Source organism: Bacillus sp. LJBS17 (genome assembly GCF_019334685.1).
Taxonomy (GTDB): domain Bacteria; phylum Bacillota; class Bacilli; order Bacillales; family Bacillaceae; genus Bacillus; species Bacillus subtilis.
The window spans coordinates 656423-675619 of the sequence record NZ_CP079759.1 but is presented as its reverse complement, the minus strand read 5'-3'; the positions used below and the strand labels follow the sequence as shown (position 1 = coordinate 675619).

Annotated in this window: 19 protein-coding genes and 2 riboswitches; all 19 genes read right to left on the bottom strand. The window is 45.2% G+C overall.

Annotation, left to right across the window (positions count from 1 at the left end; genetic code table 11):
* Positions 1–18: 18 nt before the first annotated feature.
* Entirely contained in the window at positions 19–1287 is a 1269-nt protein-coding gene (gene purD, locus KXZ66_RS03490; RefSeq protein WP_041851230.1) for a phosphoribosylamine--glycine ligase, read from the bottom strand.
* 14 nt (positions 1288–1301) lie between these two features.
* Positions 1302–2840, bottom strand: a complete 1539-nt coding sequence (purH, locus tag KXZ66_RS03485; protein ID WP_041851231.1) for a bifunctional phosphoribosylaminoimidazolecarboxamide formyltransferase/IMP cyclohydrolase — start codon at positions 2838–2840, stop codon at positions 1302–1304.
* Entirely contained in the window at positions 2837–3424 is a 588-nt protein-coding gene (gene purN, locus KXZ66_RS03480) for a phosphoribosylglycinamide formyltransferase (protein ID WP_032722972.1), read from the bottom strand. Before purN ends, purH begins: the two co-directional genes overlap by 4 nt.
* Positions 3421–4461 carry a phosphoribosylformylglycinamidine cyclo-ligase gene (gene purM / locus KXZ66_RS03475; protein WP_003233945.1) on the bottom strand — a complete coding sequence of 347 codons (1041 nt, stop codon included), beginning with the start codon at positions 4459–4461 and terminating at the stop codon, positions 3421–3423. Before purM ends, purN begins: the two co-directional genes overlap by 4 nt.
* Positions 4462–4562: 101 nt before the next feature.
* Positions 4563–5993, bottom strand: coding sequence for an amidophosphoribosyltransferase (purF, locus tag KXZ66_RS03470; RefSeq protein ID WP_041851232.1), 1431 nt, complete (start codon positions 5991–5993; stop codon positions 4563–4565).
* On the bottom strand, positions 5969–8197 hold the full coding sequence (gene purL / locus KXZ66_RS03465; RefSeq protein WP_021481303.1) for a phosphoribosylformylglycinamidine synthase subunit PurL: 2229 nt from the start codon (positions 8195–8197) through the stop codon (positions 5969–5971). Before purL ends, purF begins: the two co-directional genes overlap by 25 nt.
* Entirely contained in the window at positions 8181–8864 is a 684-nt protein-coding gene (purQ, locus tag KXZ66_RS03460; protein ID WP_003243954.1) for a phosphoribosylformylglycinamidine synthase subunit PurQ, read from the bottom strand. Before purQ ends, purL begins: the two co-directional genes overlap by 17 nt.
* Positions 8861–9115, bottom strand: a complete 255-nt coding sequence (gene purS, locus KXZ66_RS03455; protein ID WP_003219409.1) for a phosphoribosylformylglycinamidine synthase subunit PurS — start codon at positions 9113–9115, stop codon at positions 8861–8863. The genes purQ and purS overlap by 4 nt, the downstream gene beginning before the upstream one ends.
* On the bottom strand, positions 9108–9833 hold the full coding sequence (gene purC, locus KXZ66_RS03450) for a phosphoribosylaminoimidazolesuccinocarboxamide synthase (RefSeq protein ID WP_041851233.1): 726 nt from the start codon (positions 9831–9833) through the stop codon (positions 9108–9110). The genes purS and purC overlap by 8 nt, the downstream gene beginning before the upstream one ends.
* 73 nt (positions 9834–9906) lie before the next feature.
* On the bottom strand, positions 9907–11202 hold the full coding sequence (gene purB, locus KXZ66_RS03445; protein WP_003233955.1) for an adenylosuccinate lyase: 1296 nt from the start codon (positions 11200–11202) through the stop codon (positions 9907–9909).
* The gene (gene purK, locus KXZ66_RS03440) at positions 11199–12341 is read right to left on the bottom strand and encodes a 5-(carboxyamino)imidazole ribonucleotide synthase (RefSeq protein ID WP_151262055.1); all 1143 of its coding nucleotides are present in this window, start codon (positions 12339–12341) and stop codon (positions 11199–11201) included. The genes purB and purK overlap by 4 nt, the downstream gene beginning before the upstream one ends.
* The gene (purE, locus tag KXZ66_RS03435) at positions 12334–12822 is read right to left on the bottom strand and encodes a 5-(carboxyamino)imidazole ribonucleotide mutase (protein ID WP_119899088.1); all 489 of its coding nucleotides are present in this window, start codon (positions 12820–12822) and stop codon (positions 12334–12336) included. The genes purK and purE overlap by 8 nt, the downstream gene beginning before the upstream one ends.
* A gap of 141 nt (positions 12823–12963) precedes the next feature.
* A riboswitch (purine riboswitch) is annotated at positions 12964–13065 on the bottom strand.
* 79 nt (positions 13066–13144) lie between these two features.
* Complete coding sequence (locus KXZ66_RS03430) at positions 13145–13342, bottom strand: NETI motif-containing protein (RefSeq protein WP_003219403.1); 198 nt, start codon at positions 13340–13342, stop codon at positions 13145–13147.
* Positions 13342–13896, bottom strand: coding sequence for a DUF2179 domain-containing protein (locus tag KXZ66_RS03425; RefSeq protein WP_009966729.1), 555 nt, complete (start codon positions 13894–13896; stop codon positions 13342–13344). The genes KXZ66_RS03430 and KXZ66_RS03425 overlap by 1 nt, the downstream gene beginning before the upstream one ends.
* A 213-nt stretch (positions 13897–14109) precedes the next feature.
* Positions 14110–14277: a Fur-regulated basic protein FbpA gene (locus KXZ66_RS03420; protein ID WP_151870367.1), complete on the bottom strand. Its 168-nt coding sequence runs from the start codon at positions 14275–14277 to the stop codon at positions 14110–14112.
* A gap of 158 nt (positions 14278–14435) precedes the next feature.
* The gene (locus KXZ66_RS03415) at positions 14436–15239 is read right to left on the bottom strand and encodes a DUF6574 domain-containing protein (RefSeq protein WP_151870368.1); all 804 of its coding nucleotides are present in this window, start codon (positions 15237–15239) and stop codon (positions 14436–14438) included.
* Positions 15240–15449: 210 nt separating this feature from the next.
* On the bottom strand, positions 15450–16772 hold the full coding sequence (pbuG, locus tag KXZ66_RS03410) for a hypoxanthine/guanine permease PbuG (RefSeq protein ID WP_021481311.1): 1323 nt from the start codon (positions 16770–16772) through the stop codon (positions 15450–15452).
* A gap of 135 nt (positions 16773–16907) precedes the next feature.
* Positions 16908–17009, bottom strand: a riboswitch (purine riboswitch).
* A gap of 152 nt (positions 17010–17161) precedes the next feature.
* Complete coding sequence (locus KXZ66_RS03405; RefSeq protein ID WP_151870370.1) at positions 17162–18622, bottom strand: DUF4179 domain-containing protein; 1461 nt, start codon at positions 18620–18622, stop codon at positions 17162–17164.
* Positions 18604–19137, bottom strand: a complete 534-nt coding sequence (locus KXZ66_RS03400) for a sigma-70 family RNA polymerase sigma factor (protein WP_017695646.1) — start codon at positions 19135–19137, stop codon at positions 18604–18606. Before KXZ66_RS03400 ends, KXZ66_RS03405 begins: the two co-directional genes overlap by 19 nt.
* Between the last annotated feature and the right edge of the window lie 60 nt (positions 19138–19197).

The following is a 19197-nucleotide window of genomic DNA, read 5'->3' as shown; positions in this document are numbered from 1 at the left end:
TCTGCGGGTTTTCCTCAGTTATTTTTGAGCAGCCTTTAAAGCGCGTGCCCCAATGTCTTTTCTGAAAAAGAGTCCCGGTTTGAAAATTTCATCAACCGCTTTGTACACTCGGTCTCTAGCCGCTTCAAACGATTCATCAAAAGCTGTCACATTGGCGACGCGCCCCCCGTTTGTAACGAACTCTCCGCCTTCTGCTTTCGTTCCGGCATGGAAGACCACGACCTGCTCAGTTTCCGCAGCAAGGCTGCCGATCGGCGTGCCTTTTGCGTAGCTTTCCGGATATCCTTCAGAAGCAAGCACCACACTAACAGCAGCGGTATCCTTCCATCTTAAGTCAACTTCCTTATCATCTAAAAGATCAAGAAGCACCTGTACCAGATCAGATTCCATGCGCGGAAGCACGACCTGTGTTTCCGGATCGCCGAAACGGGCATTAAATTCAATGACCTTCGAGCCGTTTTCAGTAAGCATCAATCCAGCGTACAAAACGCCAGTGAAGGAACGGCCTTCTTGTACCATTGCTTTTGCGGCCGGCTTCACGATCGTTTCTACAGCATGGCGAACCGTTTCTTCCGAAATTTGCGGAACTGGAGAGTAAGCGCCCATTCCGCCCGTATTCGGGCCTTTGTCTCCGTCAAACGCACGCTTGTGATCCTGGGCAATCACCATTGGATACACTTTTTCTCCTTTGACAAAGGCCATTAGAGAAAATTCTTCACCAGAAAGGTATTCTTCAATGACAACGGACGCGCTCGCATCACCGAACTTTTCATCTTCAAGAAAGTCATGCAGACACGCAATTGCTTCTTCCTCTGTCATAGCCACAGTAACGCCTTTTCCAGCTGCAAGTCCATCTGCTTTTATCACAATCGGAGCACCTTTTTCCTGCACATATGCCTTCGCCTCATCAAAGGATGTAAACGTGTCGTATTCTGCGGTCGGAATGTCGTATTTCTTCATTAAATCCTTAGCGAACTGTTTGCTTCCTTCGATGATCGCCGCGGCTTTTGACGGGCCGAACACGCGCAGACCCGCTTTTTCAAATTCATCCACCAGACCTTCAATTAAAGGAACCTCAGGGCCGACAATGGTTAGGCCGACCTGGTTTTCTTTTGCAAACGAGACAAGCCCTGCGTGGTCGCTTTCCTCAATGTTTACAAGCTGTGCGGAAGCTTCCATGCCGTCATTTCCAGGAGCGGCAAATACATTCTCGACGAGGCTGCTTTGCGCTGCCTTCCACGCCAGCGTATGTTCTCTTCCGCCTTTACCGATAATTAATACATTCACGTCGTTTCATCCCCTTAATGTTTGAAGTGTCTGATGCCGGTGAATACCATGGCAATGCCGTATTCATCCGCTTTTTTGATGGAATCCTCGTCACGCACAGATCCCCCCGGCTGAATGATAGCCGTAACGCCCGCTTTTGCTGCTTCTTCAACAGTATCCGGCATTGGGAAAAATGCGTCAGATCCGAGCGCACTGCCTTTCGCTTTTTCCCCTGCTTGCTCGATTGCGATTTTTGCCGATCCGACGCGGTTCATTTGGCCTGCTCCCACGCCGACTGTCATGTTGTCCTTCGCGAGAACAATCGCATTTGATTTCACATGCTTCACGACTTTCCAAGCAAGCTTCAAGTCTTCCCACTCTTGCTCGTTCGGCTCTCTTTTTGTCGGAATGCTAATCTCAGCATCATCAAAGCCGTGCATATCTAAATCTTGAATCAATAGCCCGCCTTGAACAGATGTCAGCTGTTTTTCCTTTTGAACAGCGGCGGATACGTCAAGCGTCAGCAGACGGAGATTTTTCTTCGCAGTCAGGACGTCGAGCGCTTCTTGGCTGAATGAAGGTGCAATGATGATTTCTAAGAAAATGTTGTGAAGCGCTTCGGCAGTTGCCTTGTCCACTTCACGGTTCAGCGCGATAATGCCGCCGAAGATAGATGTTTTATCCGCTTCAAACGCTCTGTCAAACGCTTCTGCGATCGTTTTTCCTGTTCCCACGCCGCATGGGTTCATATGCTTTACAGCAACAGCAGCCGGCTCAGTGAATTCACGAACGATTTGAACTGCCGCATCCGCGTCTTTAATGTTGTTGTAAGAAAGCTCTTTTCCGTGAAGCTGTTCTGCTTGCGCAATGGAGCCTTTGACAGGAAGAGCTGTTTGATAGAAAGTTGCTTCCTGATGCGGGTTTTCTCCATAGCGAAGCGATTGTTTTTTCTCAAATGTCACAGTGAATTGCTCTGGTTCTTTTTCACCGACAGCATTTGTCAGGTAGTCAGCGATCAGTGCATCATATGCCGCAGTATGACGGAATACTTTTGCCGCGAGCTCGCGTTTTTTCTGAAGAGATACGCTGCCTTCTTCTTTGATTTGATTTAGCACTGGGCTGTAATCGGCCGGATCGACGATAACCGTGACATCCTGATGGTTCTTTGATGCCGCACGCAGCATGCCAGGTCCGCCGATGTCGATATTTTCAATCGCTTCTTCATACGTGACGTCTTCTTTAGAAATCGTTTCTTTAAATGGATAGAGGTTGACGACAACGAGGTCAATCGGCTGAATTCCGTGTTCATTGATCTGCGCCATATGCTCTTCATTGCCGCGAACCGCCAGAAGGCCGCCGTGAATATTCGGGTGTAGGGTTTTTAACCGGCCGTCCATAATTTCAGGGAAGCCTGTCACTTCAGAAATTCCGATCACATCCACACCGTTTTCTTGAAGAAGCTTTTTCGTTCCGCCTGTGGAGATGACTTCAACGCCAAGATCTGTCAGTTCTTTTACGAAAGGAACAAGATTTGTTTTATCTGAAACACTGATTAACGCACGTTTAATGGTCATGCCTTTTCACCTCTGTTATTTAATCCTAATAGCTGTTTAATCACACTCGGATACCATTTATGCTCAAGCTTGTGAATCCGCTGTTCGATTGTTTCCAATGTATCATGTTCATCAATTTCGATTGCCTTTTGAGCGATGATCGGACCTGTATCCATTCCTTCATCGACATAATGCACGGTGATTCCAGCCACCTTCACACCCGCCCGGTATGCCTGTCCGACTGCGTCGATTCCAGGAAACGCCGGAAGAAGCGACGGGTGAATGTTAATGATTTTTCCTCCATATGCTTGAAGGAGCGTATCACCGATCAGCCTCATATAGCCGGCAAGAACAATCAATTCAACCTCGTGAAGACGAAGCTGTTCAATGATGGCTTGTTCAAATGCAGCCTTGTTTTCATAAGACTTGGGCTCAAATGCAAAGGAAGGAATATGGAATGCTTCCGCCCGTTCGATGACTTTCGCCTGCGGTTTGTCGCAAACGAGGAGCGCTGCTGACGCATCCCAGTTCTCCTCCTTCAAACGCGTGACGATGGCTTCGAAGTTTGAACCGTTTCCTGATGCAAATACCGCAAACTTTTTCATGAAAGTGCCGCACCGCCGAATGTGACGCCTTCACCTTTTTTCACACGCCCGATTAAATAGGCTTTTTCGCCATGGCTTTCAAGCGTTCCGATCACATCTGTCAGATGCTCTTCTTTGACAGCCAAAACAAAACCAATACCCATATTAAAGACGTTGAACATGTCTTCTTCCTTTAGCTTGCCGTACTCTTGCAAGAAAGAAAAAATTGGCGGGATCGGCCATGAGCCATGATCAATTTCCGCACTTAAGCCTTCCGGAAGCATACGCGGAATATTTTCAATAAATCCTCCGCCTGTCACGTGCGCCATGCCGTCGATTTTTCCGCTTTTGACCGCGGCAAGCACAGGCTTCACGTAAATCCTTGTCGGTTCAAGCAATTCCTCGCCAAGCGGGCGTTCAAACGGCTCATATGTTGTATCGAGGTCCAGCTCCGCATCATCCAGAAGCACTTTTCTGACAAGGGAAAAGCCGTTACTGTGAAGGCCGCTGGAGCTGAGGCCGATCAACAGATGGCCCTCTTCGATATTTTCTCCAGTCACGATTTCGTCCTTTTCTGCCACTCCGACTGAGAAACCGGCAATATCGTATTCATCAGCTGTATAGAGTCCCGGCATTTCAGCCGTTTCACCGCCGACTAAGGCTGAACCTGATTGCTCACAGCCTTCCGCAACACCTTGTACAATCTGTTCAATTTTCACTGGGTCCGCTTTGCCGACCGCTAAATAATCGAGGAAAAACAGCGGCTCTGCACCTTGTGCCAGCACGTCATTGACACACATTGCAACAGCATCCACGCCAATCGTGTCATGCTTATCCATGGAAAAAGCGAGCTTTAATTTTGTGCCGACACCGTCCGTTCCCGAAATGAGAACTGGTTTTTGATAAGAAAGCTCAGACAGGTCAAACATGCCGCCAAAACCGCCAAGGCTGCCCATAACGCCAAGCCGTTTCGTGCGCTCCACGTGTTTTTTCATTCGTTTTACAGCTTCATATCCGGCTTCGATGTCAACTCCTGCGTTTTTATATGCTTCAGACATCCTATTCACTCCTTTAAGGCGCTTTTCAAAATATTTCCCCGAACGAGGGCAGAAAGAGAAAGGCAGCCGAACTGCGCTGCCTTTATGTCATTTTTCAAGTTTTATTTGGTTAATACTGCTTCTTTTACGTGAGGAAGCACTGTATCGTGGTAAATTTCAGTCGGATATTTTCCTGTAAAGCAAGCGAGACACTGTCCGCAATTCGAGTCATCGTATTTTCTGCCGATGCCTTTCAGCAGCCCTTCCACACTCAAAAATGAGAGGGTATCGGCTCCGATTTCCTGACGGATTTCTTCAACAGAATGCGAAGACGCGATTAATTCTTCATGTGTGGACGTATCAATGCCGTAAAAGCACGGATGAGCGATCGGCGGTGAACTGATTTTCACATGCACCTCTGTCGCACCCGCTTCTCTAAGCATCGTGACAATCCGGCGGCTAGTTGTTCCGCGTACGATAGAGTCATCCACCATCACGACGCGTTTGCCTTCTACAACCCCGCGCACCGCAGACAGCTTCATTCTGACGCCTTGCTCACGCAGAGCCTGGGACGGCTGAATAAACGTTCTGCCAACATAGCGGTTTTTGATTAAACCGAGCTCATACGGAATGCCTGTTGCCTCTGCATAGCCGATCGCCGCAGAAATACTGGAATCCGGAACCCCGGTTACGACGTCAGCTTCAACTGCGGATTCCTGAGCCAGCATTTTTCCAAGGTTTTTACGGGCACTGTGTACGTTAATACCGTCAATATTGCTGTCTGGTCTGGAGAAATAAATGTACTCCATGCTGCAAATGGAACGGTTGATATTCATGGAAAAACGCTCTGATTTCATTCCTTCATCATTAATGATCAGCATTTCTCCCGGCTCTACCTCGCGAAGGTACGTTGCGCCGACGACGTCAAATGCGCATGTTTCTGATGCGACCACATAAGCGTCGCCCATCATGCCGATGGATAGCGGTCTCAGCCCGTTTGGATCAAGTGCGACAATCATTTCTGTTTCGGTCATGATCAGGAACGCGTAGGCGCCTTTCAGCATAGAAAGCGAGTTTTTAATTTGGTCCTTCAGCGTGAAATGTCCGCTTCTTTTGATCAGGTGAGCCAAAACCTCTGTATCCGAAGAGGTTTGAAAAATACTCCCTTGATTTTCGAGCTGCTGCTTCAGCTGAGTGGCGTTGACAAGGTTTCCGTTATGAGCAAGCGCCAGGCTGCCGTTGTTTTGGGAACGGAAGAGGAGCGGCTGAACATTTTCGTATCCGCCGCCTCCAGCCGTTGCGTACCGAACGTGCCCGATAGCGCCTTTTCCCTTTACTTTGCTGAGTTCGCCGTTTTGAAATACTTCAGTGATCAGCCCTTGGCCTTTGTGCGCCGTCAGCTTTTCACCGTCAGTCGCTACGATGCCCGCACCCTCCTGTCCTCGGTGCTGAAGGCTGTGGAGACCGTAATACGTGATCTGCGGGGCTTCTTCATGTCCCCAAATCCCAAAAACGCCGCATTCTTCATTTAAGCCTTTGATTTCAGCAAGCATGGGATAGCTCCTTTCCATACGCGTTCAAGCTCTTTCGTTTGCGCATGAATCATTTGTTGTCCGTCTTGGTTTTGAATCGCCAGAATTCCGTCAGCTGTTACCTCACCAATATGAACCGCATCTTTGACAGTTGCTTCAAACGCAGCTTGATGTTCTTTTTTCACTGAAACGACGAAGCGGGATTGAGATTCAGAGAATAATAATGCCGCTTCCCCTTCTACAGTCACATTAGCGCCAAGGTTTTCCGTCGTCATGACACTTTCCGCAATCGCTACGCCTAAGCCGCCTTCAGACACATCATGCGCAGATTGAACGAAGCCTTTTTTTATCGCGTCAAGCAGTGCTTTTTGACGAGACAGCTCTACATCAAGATCGATTTGCGGCGCTTTGCCGTAAATACGGCCTTCTGTCATTTTTTGCAGCTCGCTTCCGGCAAACTCTGGTTTTGTTTCACCGATCACATATACGAGATCTCCCGCTTGTTTGAAATGCTGTGTTGTAATGTGTGCTGTATCTTCAATTAAGCCAACCATGCCGATAACTGGTGTCGGATAGATCGCCGTGCCGTTTGATTCGTTATAAAGCGATACGTTACCGCCGATAACCGGTGTGCTGAGAACATTGCACGCTTCGCTTATGCCGTCTGCCGCTTTTTCGATCTGCCAGAAGATTTCCGGCTTCTCCGGGTTTCCGAAGTTAAGGTTATCTGTGACCGCAAGCGGTTCTGCGCCTGAGCAAATGATGTTGCGCGCTGCTTCAGCGACAGCAATTTTCCCTCCGACTTCAGGATCAAGATAGAGATAACGCGCGTTACAGTCTGTCGTCATCGCCAGCGCCTTTTTCGTTCCGCGGATTCTGAGAACACCAGCATCAGACCCAGGAGCGACAACTGTATTCGTGCGCACCATGTAGTCATACTGATCATACACCCACTCTTTACTCGCGATCGTCGGCTGCTGAAGAAGGGCCTTCAGCGTTTCATTCGCATCTTCAATTTGCGGAGCCGGAACGTCCGTTTCCAAAAACTCGCGATAATAAGCAGGCTCTTGAGAAGGCTTATGGTAAACCGGTGCTTCTTCTGCCAAGGCATCAACAGGCAGCTCGCACACAACCTCTCCTTTGTGTGTCAGGCGAAGCATTTTATCATCTGTCACATGTCCGACAGAAACCGCTTCAAGATCATACTTGTCAAAAATATCGATGATTTCCTGCTCACGTCCGCGCTCAATAACCAAAAGCATCCGTTCTTGTGATTCAGAAAGCATCATTTCATACGCGGTCATGCCTGTTTCTCGCTGAGGAATCAGGTCAAGGTTCATTTCAATGCCAGAACCGGCTTTACTTGCCATTTCTGCACTTGAGCTTGTTAAACCGGCAGCTCCCATATCCTGAATGCCGACTAAGGCGTCGCATTGGATGACTTCCAGACATGCTTCAAGCAAAAGCTTCTCCATAAACGGATCGCCGACTTGGACAGCAGAACGCTTTTCTTCAGACGAGTCTGACATTTCTTCAGAAGCAAACGTAGCGCCGTGGATGCCGTCACGCCCTGTTTTCGCTCCTACGTACATTACTGTGTTGCCGACACCCTTTGCCTGGCCTTTTTTGATGTCTTCATGGTTGATTAAACCGACGCACATGGCGTTGACGAGCGGATTTCCTTCATAGCTGCTGTCAAACTGCACTTCTCCGCCGACTGTCGGGATGCCGATACAGTTGCCGTATCCGGCGATACCCGCTACTACTTCTTCAAACAAGTACTTCACGCGTGGTGAAGTCAGTTCACCAAATCGAAGAGAGTTCAATACAGCGATTGGGCGTGCACCCATTGAGAATACATCACGGATAATTCCGCCTACGCCAGTCGCAGCGCCTTGGTAAGGCTCGAGAGCTGATGGGTGGTTATGGGATTCAATTTTGAACACAACCGCTTGGTTATCACCGATATCAACGATTCCGGCGCCTTCCCCCGGCCCTTGCAGCACACGCTCGCCGCTTGTCGGGAATTTACGCAGAATCGGCTTTGAGTTTTTATAGCTGCAATGCTCAGACCACATGACAGAAAAAATTCCGATTTCTGTGTAGTTCGGCAATCTTCCAAGAATGGATTCTATCAATGCAAACTCATCATCACTGACACCCATTTGCTGATACAGTTTCTCTTCTTTTATTTGTTCTTTACTTGGTTCAAGCAGTAGTGACATGAGTTTCCCTCCAATTTTTCACGATAGACTGGAACAATTTAAGACCGTCGGCGCTTCCAAGCAGTTCATCGACCGCGCGCTCAGGGTGAGGCATCATGCCTAATACATTGCCTTTCTCATTCACGACACCGGCAATGTCGCTGACACTTCCATTAATATTAGAGCCGTATGTGAAAGCAATTTGATTGTTTTCCTTTAATGTAGCAAGCGTCTCGTCATCACAGTAGAAATTCCCTTCACCATGGGCAACCGGGATTGTAATCGATTCTCCCTTTTCGTAGGAAGCTGTGAATAATGTTTCGTCGTTCTGAACAATCAATTCAACCGGACGGCAAATGAACTTCAGATCTTTGTTGCGTCTCATTGCGCCTGGCAGCAGCCCAAGCTCCTGTAAAATCTGGAATCCGTTACAGACGCCAAGAACAGGTTTTCCTTCAGCCGCTGCTTGTTTGACAGCTGGCATAATATTCGCAAATCGGGCGATGGCGCCGCATCTTAAGTAATCGCCGTAAGAAAATCCTCCCGGAATTAACACGCCGTCGAAGCCGTCAAGACTTGTTTCCTCATGCCAGACGTATTCCACTTCATGGCCGAGCTCATCCTTTACAGCATGATACATATCGATATCACAGTTGGAGCCGGGTAACACAATCACCGCAAATTTCACTGTGCGACTACCTCCTCAACCTCGTATCTGTAATCTTCAATCACTGTGTTCGCAAGAAGTTTTTCGCACATTTCTTTCACTAGCACGTCAAGATCACGGTCAGATTTTTCAATGGTAAGCTCCATGTATTTCCCGATGCGCACATCTTGAACTTCGTTATAAGTCATACTGTGCAAGGCATGCTGGACAGCGCTCCCTTGTGGATCTAGTACACTTTCTTTTAAGCTGACATAAACTTTTACTTTATACATGATGAATGCCTCCCAGTCTTTTGAAAATCTCTTCGTATGCGTCGGTTAAGCTCCCCAGATTGCGTCTGAATAAATCTTTATCCAGCTTTTCGTTCGTTTCTTTATCCCACAAGCGGCATGTGTCAGGAGAAATTTCATCCGCCAAAAGCACTTGCCCTTCTGCATCTAAACCGAATTCAAGCTTGAAATCTATTAATCTGACATGACAATCGTCGAAGATGCTTTGAAGCTCTTCATTTACTGTTTTTGTAATGGACTTAATGGTTTCTACCTGCTCAGGAGTCGCCGCCTTCAAAAGCCAAATATGATCTTCTGTGATGAGCGGATCACCCAGCGCGTCATCCTTGTAGTAAAACTCGATAATCGGCTGCTCAAGCTCCGTGCCTTCTGGAATGCCGAGACGTTTGGACATGCTTCCTGCCACAACATTTCTGACGACGACTTCAAGCGGCACAATCGTTACCTTTTTAATGAGCTGTTCCGTTTCCGAAATGCGCTCGATAAAATGATTGTTAATGCCCTTTGCATGAAGGTGTTTGAAAATTAAGCTTGAAATCTCGTTATTTAAGCGCCCTTTCCCGCTGATTTCTGCTTTTTTCTCGCCGTTAAAGGCAGTGGCGGAGTCTTTATACACGACATACAGCATGTTTTCGTCATCGGTTTTGTAGATCTTTTTTGCTTTTCCTTCGTATAAAAGTTCATTCTTCACAATATTCACGGAAGGCCTCCTAACCCGAATGTTGGGAATTTTCAAACTGCGGCGGCTTAGAAGAAGCCGCTAAAAGCTTCTTCTATGCTAAACCTAAACGTTCAAAGATCAGATCAACATTTTTCAGATGGTAATTGTAATCAAAGCAGTCAGCAATTTTTTCTGGAGAAAGACGTGACGTGATTTTCTCTTCCGCTTCCACAAGTTCGCGGAACGGCACTTGTTTTTCCCACGCTTCCATTGCTTTCGGCTGAACAGTATCATAGGCTTCTTCACGAGTCAGGCCTGTGTCAATCAAAGCAAGCAGCACACGCTGAGAATAGATAAGGCCGAGAGTGCGGTCCATGTTGCGCTTCATGTTTTCCGGGAAGACCGTTAAGTTCTTCACGATGTTGGAGAAGCGGTTCAGCATGTAGTTCAGCGCAATTGTCGCATCCGGAAGAATAATTCGTTCTGCTGAAGAATGAGAAATATCGCGCTCATGCCATAATGGAACATTTTCGTAAGCTGTCATCATGTAGCCGCGGATTACGCGCGCCATGCCTGTCATGTTTTCAGAGCCAATCGGATTTCGTTTATGCGGCATTGCAGATGAACCCTTTTGCCCTTTCGCGAAAAATTCCTCTACTTCACGTGTTTCACTCTTTTGCAGTCCACGGATTTCCACAGCGAATTTCTCGATGCTTGTCGCAATCAAAGCAAGTGTTGCCATATAGTCAGCATGGCGGTCACGCTGAAGGGTTTGAGTGGAAATCGGTGCTGCTTTCAATCCGAGCTTCTCACAGACATATTGTTCAACAAATGGATCAATGTTCGCATATGTGCCGACAGCGCCAGAAATCTTTCCAACCTCAATGCCTGCTTTCGCTTGTTTGAAGCGCTCAAGATTACGTTTCATTTCTTCATGCCAAAGCGCAAGTTTTAAGCCGAAAGTTGTAGGCTCAGCATGTACGCCGTGCGTGCGCCCCATCATGACTGTGTATTTATGTTCTTTCGCTTTTTCTTTTATAATGTCAACAAATCTCTCAAGATCCTTGAGCAAAATATCGTTTGCCTGTTTTAATAAGTAGGAAAGAGCCGTATCAACAACGTCAGTTGACGTTAATCCGTAGTGCACCCATTTTCTTTCTTCGCCCAGTGATTCGGAAACGGCGCGTGTAAAAGCGACAACGTCATGGCGCGTGTCCTTTTCAATTTCTAAAATGCGGTTGATGTCAAATGACGCGTTTTCGCGCATAACCTTTACATCTTCTTTCGGAATGACGCCAAGCTCCGCCCACGCTTCACAGGCAAGAATCTCTACCTCCAGCCATGCTTGAAATCTGTTTTCATCCGTCCAAATCGCGGACATTTCAGGTCTTGAATAACGTTCGATCATTCTGCTTGTCCTCCGTCTCTATTCATCCATTTATTTGTGATCTCCTGAATCCATTCGTCTTCAGGCTGCTTCATAAATGTAATATGCCCCATTTTGCGGCCTTTTTTGATTTCATGTTTTCCGTATATATATAGCTTTGCCTCTTTTAAAAGCTCCGGGTCTTCCTCAACAAGCTTCACTTCATCGCCGAGAAGATTCACCATCATGCCCGGCTTCAGCAAATCTGTCTTCCCAAGCGGAAGCCCGCATACCGCTCTGATATGCTGCTCAAACTGGCTCGTCTCGCAAAGGTCCAGCGTATAATGCCCAGAATTGTGCGGTCTTGGCGCCAGTTCATTGACCAAAAGCTCTCCGTCCTCTGTCAGGAACATCTCAACAGCAAGCGGTCCGACAAGGTTAAGCTCATCTGCAAGCTTAACTGCGAGATCAGCAGCCTTCTGCTGAATCCCTTTCTCTACCCGTGCGGGCACGATGCTTTGGAAAAGAATATTGTTGTGGTGAATGTTTTCAGCTGTCGGAAATGTTGAAATTTCACCGTTTACCGATCTGACGACGATCACCGACAGTTCCATTTTAAAAGAAACCCAGCTTTCAAGAATGCAAGTTCCGTGTTCTAACAGACCGGCTGCCTGCTCCATTTGCGCCTCTTCTTTTATCACAAATTGGCCTTTGCCGTCGTACCCGCCGCGGCATGTCTTCAGCACTGCCGGAAGCCTGAGCTCCTGTACCGCCTGTTTCAGTTCATCCTTTGTTTTGACGATGCTGTACGGTGCGACTTCACAGCCCGCGGATTGAATTGCTTTTTTCTCTGTTTCACGGTTTTGGGTAATGAGCAGCAGCTCACTTCCTTGCGGGAGATACGCATGATCTTTCAGCCAATGCAGCGCATCATAGTCGATGTTTTCAAACTCATATGTGATGATATCGCTGATTTCAGCCAATTTTCGAATCGCTTCACGGTCATTATAATGAGCGGTAATTTCGACATCCGCAACCTGCCCGCACGGCGAATCTTTCACCGGATCAACGACCGCGACTTTATACCCCATTTGTTTGGCGGACACAGCCATCATTTTCCCAAGCTGGCCGCCGCCGATAATGCCGATTACAGCTCCCGGATAGATGATTTGTTTAGACAAGCTGATCACTGCTTTCTAACACTGTCTGTTTTGTATTTTCTCTTCTCTCATCCAGCTTACTGGCAAGATCCTCGTCAAATGCTGACAAAATTTGCGCCGCTAACAGGCCTGCGTTCACAGCACCCGCTTTGCCGATGGATGTTGTCGCAACAGGCACGCCTCCAGGCATTTGGACGATGGAAAGAAGTGAATCCATTCCGTTCAGCGCCTTGGACTGAACCGGAACTCCAATGACTGGCAGTGTTGTTTTCGCAGCCGTCATCCCTGGCAGATGCGCCGCTCCTCCGGCACCGGCAATAATCACCTTGATGCCTCTTTCTCTAGCAGTTTCAGCATATTCAAACATGAAATCAGGCGTCCGGTGAGCGGAAACGACCTTTTTTTCGTACGGAACATTGAGTTCGTCAAGTATGTCGCATGCGTGTTTCATTGTCTCCCAATCGGAAGTGCTTCCCATGATGATTCCTACTAGCGGCTGCATTCTGTTCCCCACCTTCTAATGCTTTTGTTTTCAGAAAATAAAAAATACCCGCTCTGCATTGCACTTATGAGGAAGCAATACAAACCGGGCATGGTACATGTATCGTCAGTCGTTCGCTTCTGCGATATATCCATGTCAGTTTTATCGATCACTTTCCTGCATAGTCCGGCAATTTACGGTTGCCGGGTAGAAACTTATGGGCCATATTCCCAAGATTATATGAGGTCGTGTTTTGATTTCATGTTTATCTTAACAACGGACATGGATAATGTCAACGATATTATCGAACGATACAAAAATTCATTCTACTAATGTTCGTGTTTTAGATCAATTTCCCTTCAAATACGATTTTTTTCCCGCACGGAACGATCTGAATTGACCCATTTTCCTTTTTTTCCATAAAAATAGGCTCTTCCATTCGCCTTACAGGCAGATATCCTTCTTCTTTCATTTGCTGAAGCACCGCATCAATCGTTTGCTGCTCTGTCACTTCAAACTTTTTCTTCTTCGGCTTTGCCATTATTCTTTAATTCTCCTCTTCTTCACCGCTTTGACCCAGAAGCCGCCGTGGATTGTTTTTGGTTCGTACGCAATAATAAAGGCTTTTGAATCAAGTGTTTTAATCGTATCATATAGCTGGAGTTCATATCTTCTCGGCGTCAGGATCTGAAGGGCTGTGCGGTCGCCTTCAAGCCCGCCTGCCACCCAATTTGTCACGCCGTAGCCTTTTTCACGGAGCTGCTTCGGAAGATCAAGATCGAGCTCCTTCGTAATCACATTGACCATAATATAGCCAAGCGCCAATTTTTCTTCTATTTTCATGCCGACAATTACGCCTAGACCGTAACCGAGCGCGTACGCGATCACATTTTGAATCTGGTCTAAGTTATCGAGCACCAGACTCAGCCCTGTCACATAAACCAGTATTTCAATCGTACTGATGCCGGCCGCTAAATAACGCTGTCCTTTCAGCGTTAAAATCATTCTTATCGTAAAAAATGACACATAGACAATATTAATAATGAGAATTATGAGAACCATGGCTATCCCATTTGATAAGATGGTTTGCATCATTTTATTCATCCCCCTACTCTTCAGCTTGCACAAAGCATTCATATTCTACTAGAGAAATGAGCCGTTTACAATCAGCTTCGCCCGTAAGTTTAAGCAAAATATTTCGACATGCTTTTATGTGTTGAACAGTAGTAGTTTACCCTCTTTCTCGCCTTTTCAAAATCAAAACAAAAAAGCCCGCTTTTCAGCAGACTCACCTCTTTATATCTATTGTCAGATCTCTTTTTTCATTTTCTGAAGGGACTTGTATTCTTTCTCAAGCTCACTCAGCGTGTAGTCAGCAAGCTGTTCCCCTCTTCCTTGATAAAATTCCGAGAGCAGTAATTTGGTTTTTAAAAATTGCTTCTTTTGGATAATTGCTCGGCGAAGTACATCAGCCATGTCCATCATCCTCCTTAAACATAAAGGTTTTTGCGCTGGACGTTTTCAGCATTTTCCCCATCATACACGGATTAATCCTACAAATCAACTATGTTTTTTAGATATATTTGTAAAAAGTGTGACATAAAAAAACCGGCTAGGATTAGCCGGTTTTTTCATTAAAGCGGAATCAGCGACGCCGTAAAATATTCAGAAATAAACGGCCAAGTCACTGCCGTAAACAGCAGCGCTATCGCAACCACTGCAAATACACAATAGATATAATCAATTGGTGCATCTTGTGCCGCCTGGTACACACGCTGTACATACAGCGCGATGATAAAAAAGATGGAAAACAAGATCAGCACCGTAAACAGTACTGTCAGCATTGGGATATTTACGATCGCAAAGATCAGCCAAAGGATTGAAACAGCAATTACCGGTACAAGCAATGAACCCAATACGGCAGCCGCTTCTCTGAACGTCACCTTCTGCTTCATCATATAGCGGGAGACAGCCCATATAGCAAAGACCATTACCGCGAAAAAGATCAGCAAATACACAAGAACAACTAAAAACCCGTCATAGAAAGCATGATGGCGTTCTCCGAAACCGAGCGGCCGATTCCAGCTTGCCTTTAACTGAAACCAATTCCCAATTGAAAAAATGATACTGAATATAAGCATTGAAATCAGACCGTACTTATAATGAGAAAAACCATCCGTTACGACAGTTTTCGCCGGTGATTTTAAAATCGAGAACGCAAAACAGCAATATCTGTTGATGGCTGCCCAAACAGACGCAAGCTTGTCTTTAACAGTTGATTCACCGCGTTCCTGGCGCGGTTTCTGCTTTTGTTTTTGCTTCTGCTTGCTTTGCCGGCTCGCCTTTCTGGACATTCTCGATAGCGGTTCTTCATCTGCATCTATTCTTTCACTCTGGTTAATTTCTTCTTCAAACGTTTCTTTTCTTTCTTCCGTCATGTCAGCAACTCCTATCAAAAAAATACGGCGGAATACCATTCAGCAAGAAAATAAAACACTTATATAAGGTACCGAAGCCTTCCTGAACAGTCAAGTCATTTCCATTTAAGTAAAGCATGGCGGCACATCTACATGACGGTATATCGTATGAAATGGTTTTATCTTTTGCAACAAAAAAACCAGCTGCCAGTGCAGCTGGTTTTTCATTCCTTATTTTAAGAAGATAAAGTACAGGATAAATACGACAAACAGCCCGTACATGATTGGATGAACCTCTTTTGCTTTTCCTTTGCACACCATTGTAATCGGATAGAAAATAAATCCGATGGCAATACCAGTCGCGATGCTGTACGTTAACGGCATCATGATCATGGTAAGGAAAGCAGGAACGGCCACTTCGAACTTATCCCAAGCGATTTTGCCAAGCGGAGCCACCATCAATGCACCAACAATAATAAGCGCCGGCGCTGTTACATTTGACGTAACGACTGATAGGAGCGGAGAGAAAAACGTAGCCAGTAAAAAGAGAATCCCTGTTACAATTGCGGCAAATCCTGAACGGGCACCCGCAGCGACACCTGAGCTTGATTCCACGTAAGAAGTTGTTGTAGACGTACCAAGCACGGCACCGATCACAATAGAAGATGAATCAGCTAAAAGCGCACGGCCCGCACGCGGCAATTTGTTTTCCTTCATTAAACCAGCTTGTGTTGCCACAGCAACAAGTGTACCAGCTGTATCAAAAAATCCGACAAACAAGAATGTTAAAATAACGATCAGCATTTGTACGGAGAAAATATCCGGGAGGTGAATCCACGCTTGTCCGAAAGTCGGCGCAAGGCTTGGCACACTGCCGACAATTTGAGTCGGAACCGGAACCAAACCGAAAATCATGCCGGCAACCGCTGTTAACAGCATCCCGATAAACACGCCTGCGTTCACGCGAAGCACCATTAAAATAACCGTGACAATCACACCGAAAATCGTTAACAGCACAGGACCGCTGTGAATGTTTCCGATCGTGACGAGCGTAGAAGGATTCGCTGTAATGATTCCTGAACCTTGTAATCCAACAAATGTAATAAACAGGCCGATCCCCGCGCCGACTGCCAATTTCAGCTCAGGCGGAATGGCGTTGATGATTTTTTCACGAAAACCTGTTAAAGAAAGAGCAACGAAAATAAGACCTGAAATAAAAACACCAGACAAAGCTGCCTGCCATGAAATACCCATACCAAGGACAACAGAAAACGCAAAAAACGCGTTCAGCCCCATACCCGGCGCGATGGCAATCGGATATCTCGCTATTAATCCCATTAAGATACAGCCTGCTGCAGACGCCAGCGCTGTCGCCGTAAAGACCGCACCCTGGTCAATTCTCAGCGCCTCCGGAAAATCTTTCACGCTCTCCAAAGCAAGCGTAATCGGATTGACGAACAGAATATATGCCATAGATAAAAAAGTCGTTAATCCGCCAATGATTTCATTGCGATAGCTGGTGCCCAGCTCATCAAACTGAAAAAACGTTTTCAAGCTATTTGACTCCCTTCACTCTTTGCTATTTATTCTGTCCTGAAAACGCCAAATAAAAAACGCCCCAATACATTTTGGGACGCTTGACTACAGACGGATTTCAGTTCGAATAAATAAACGTGTTTTATTTATATCAAACGAAAGAAATGTTTACGTAGTCAAGCCATTTACGGTAGCTTGGTAGAGACTTGCGAGCCATATTCCCGCGATTATACGAATTCATCTTATTTGATTTCTGTGTCTATTGTACCAAGTTCATTTTGAATTGACAATATAAACAACGAACATTACTTATTAAAAAAATTGGTTTATTCGTCTATTGACTAAATTGGCAACAATGATAAAAACCGTATGCATGACTTCATACGGCTTTTCAACTTATGATTATTTTATCTTGAAGGCTGACTCACCTGATGCACTGGTACAGTAAACGAGAATGGCTTTAGTTGAATCAGGTCATTTAAAACGCCTTTATCAATATACAGACCGTATTCATTAAACTCAAAATGCTTTAAAGACAGCTTATCAAGATAAGCGTCATCCAGTTCAAAAGTTGATAACATTTCGGCTGTGTCCATATTCTTCACTTCAGCTTTATTCCATTTCAAATAATAGCCTTCTTCATAATAAGCCATTGGATCAGACCATGATTGCATTTTTTTCTTATCACCAAGGCCAATCATTTCACCTATATTCACTAAGTCATCTTTTGACATATTTGAAGTATCAACTCCAGTGAAACGGTAATGTACCAATACTTTCCTCCCTTCTTGTTTAATGTTCTCGATTTCAATCCCTATGTTTTGATGTTTTGTTTCAGAAAGACGATACGGCATCCCTGCATTAAGCGGGACGATTTCACTACCCTCAGCCTCAGATCTAATATCTGCAATTAATGTTAGCTTTTTCGCTTTTGGATTGATTGGTGATTCTAACTGTGTTTGTCCTTTTGCTCTTACCGTTCTCTCGTTTACCTTTATGCGGTCTCCAAGTTCGATGTTTGATGCTGACATCTCATATGTGTTTCCTAAATCATCTTTAACTTCGTTAATTTCAACCGTATCATGCTTTGCTATGCCTTGATAATCGATTGTAAATTGAAGGACAGATCCAAGTTTCCCGTTTTCCACTTGAATATTGGAAAATTGATAACGATTATGATAAGCCGATATAATTTTTGAGCTTTCTAAATAACCCGCATTCTTTTTGGTAATAGGCAGTTTGAATCTCCAATTTCCCTGTATTTCATTGATATGAGTAATTACAAAGGGCACGGTTTCCCCATTTTTTATTTCAGTACCATTTGTATAAATCCTTAATTGTCCTGCGTATTGCTTGTTATTTAATTTTTTAAGCATTAAGGAATCGTAGTTGATTGAAAAGTTGTCGCTATAACTCGTTTCGTCGACATCATACATGATCTCTTTTTCATCAGAGTGGAAGTTATCAACAGTGAAGTTATAAACAAGCTGTCCGGCATCGTAATAGGAGCTGTTTACAGAAACAGTGATCCCCCTGGAGTCTGCTTTTTCATTTAAAGCTGTGACCAAATTGCTTTTAAACAATGATAGACCAACTTTATCTTGAAAATCCTTATAAATTTGTCCGACAATGGGTATGCTCCCCATCGCTTTGTTTACAGAGGGAAGAAAAAGACCAGATGATAAATACAATATACATACCACAGCAGCAATAGCCATTCCATTTGTAATAGTTCGTGCCCATTTAAAACGGCGCCTTGTGTTACTTTCATTTTCAGCACGAACGACAGCTTGATGTATTGCCTTTTTGAGTGCTTTCTTTGGCACTGCTATGTCATCATACATCTGCTTCATTTGGTGTTTGTCCATTTGTTTTGATCCTCCTTTTCCAGCTCCTGTTTCAATGCTTTTCTCGCTCTATGTAAATGGGTTTTAATTGTGCCTTCTGCCATTCCTGTTTGTTCAGCTATCATTGAAATCGAATAATCTTGAAAATAATAGAGCTGAATTGTTAACTGAACATGTTCATCAAGTAAATCAATCGCATTTCGCAAGTCTATGTATTCCTCAATATTTGCTTGATTAGTTCCAGCATCATGATGTTTCTCAAACGGAACCAAATCTCCTTTCTTTTTATTCATGGCAAAAATGGTATGAATCAATATTCGAGTAAGCCACGTTAAAAAATACTTTGGCTCTTTTAGTTTTTCTATACTGATAAAAGCTTTATAAGCTGTTTCCTGTACAGCATCAAGTGCATCTTCTTTATTTCTTAAATAGAGATAAGCTGTTTTATATAAAGTCTCCTGATGTGCCAGCATAAGCTTTTCAAAGGCCCGAGCATTTCCTTTTCTCGCCTTTGTAATCAATCTTTCTTCCTTCACCTTATCCACCTCCTATGTTGTTAGATACAAAAATTGTCGAAACGGTTTCAAAAAGTTAAC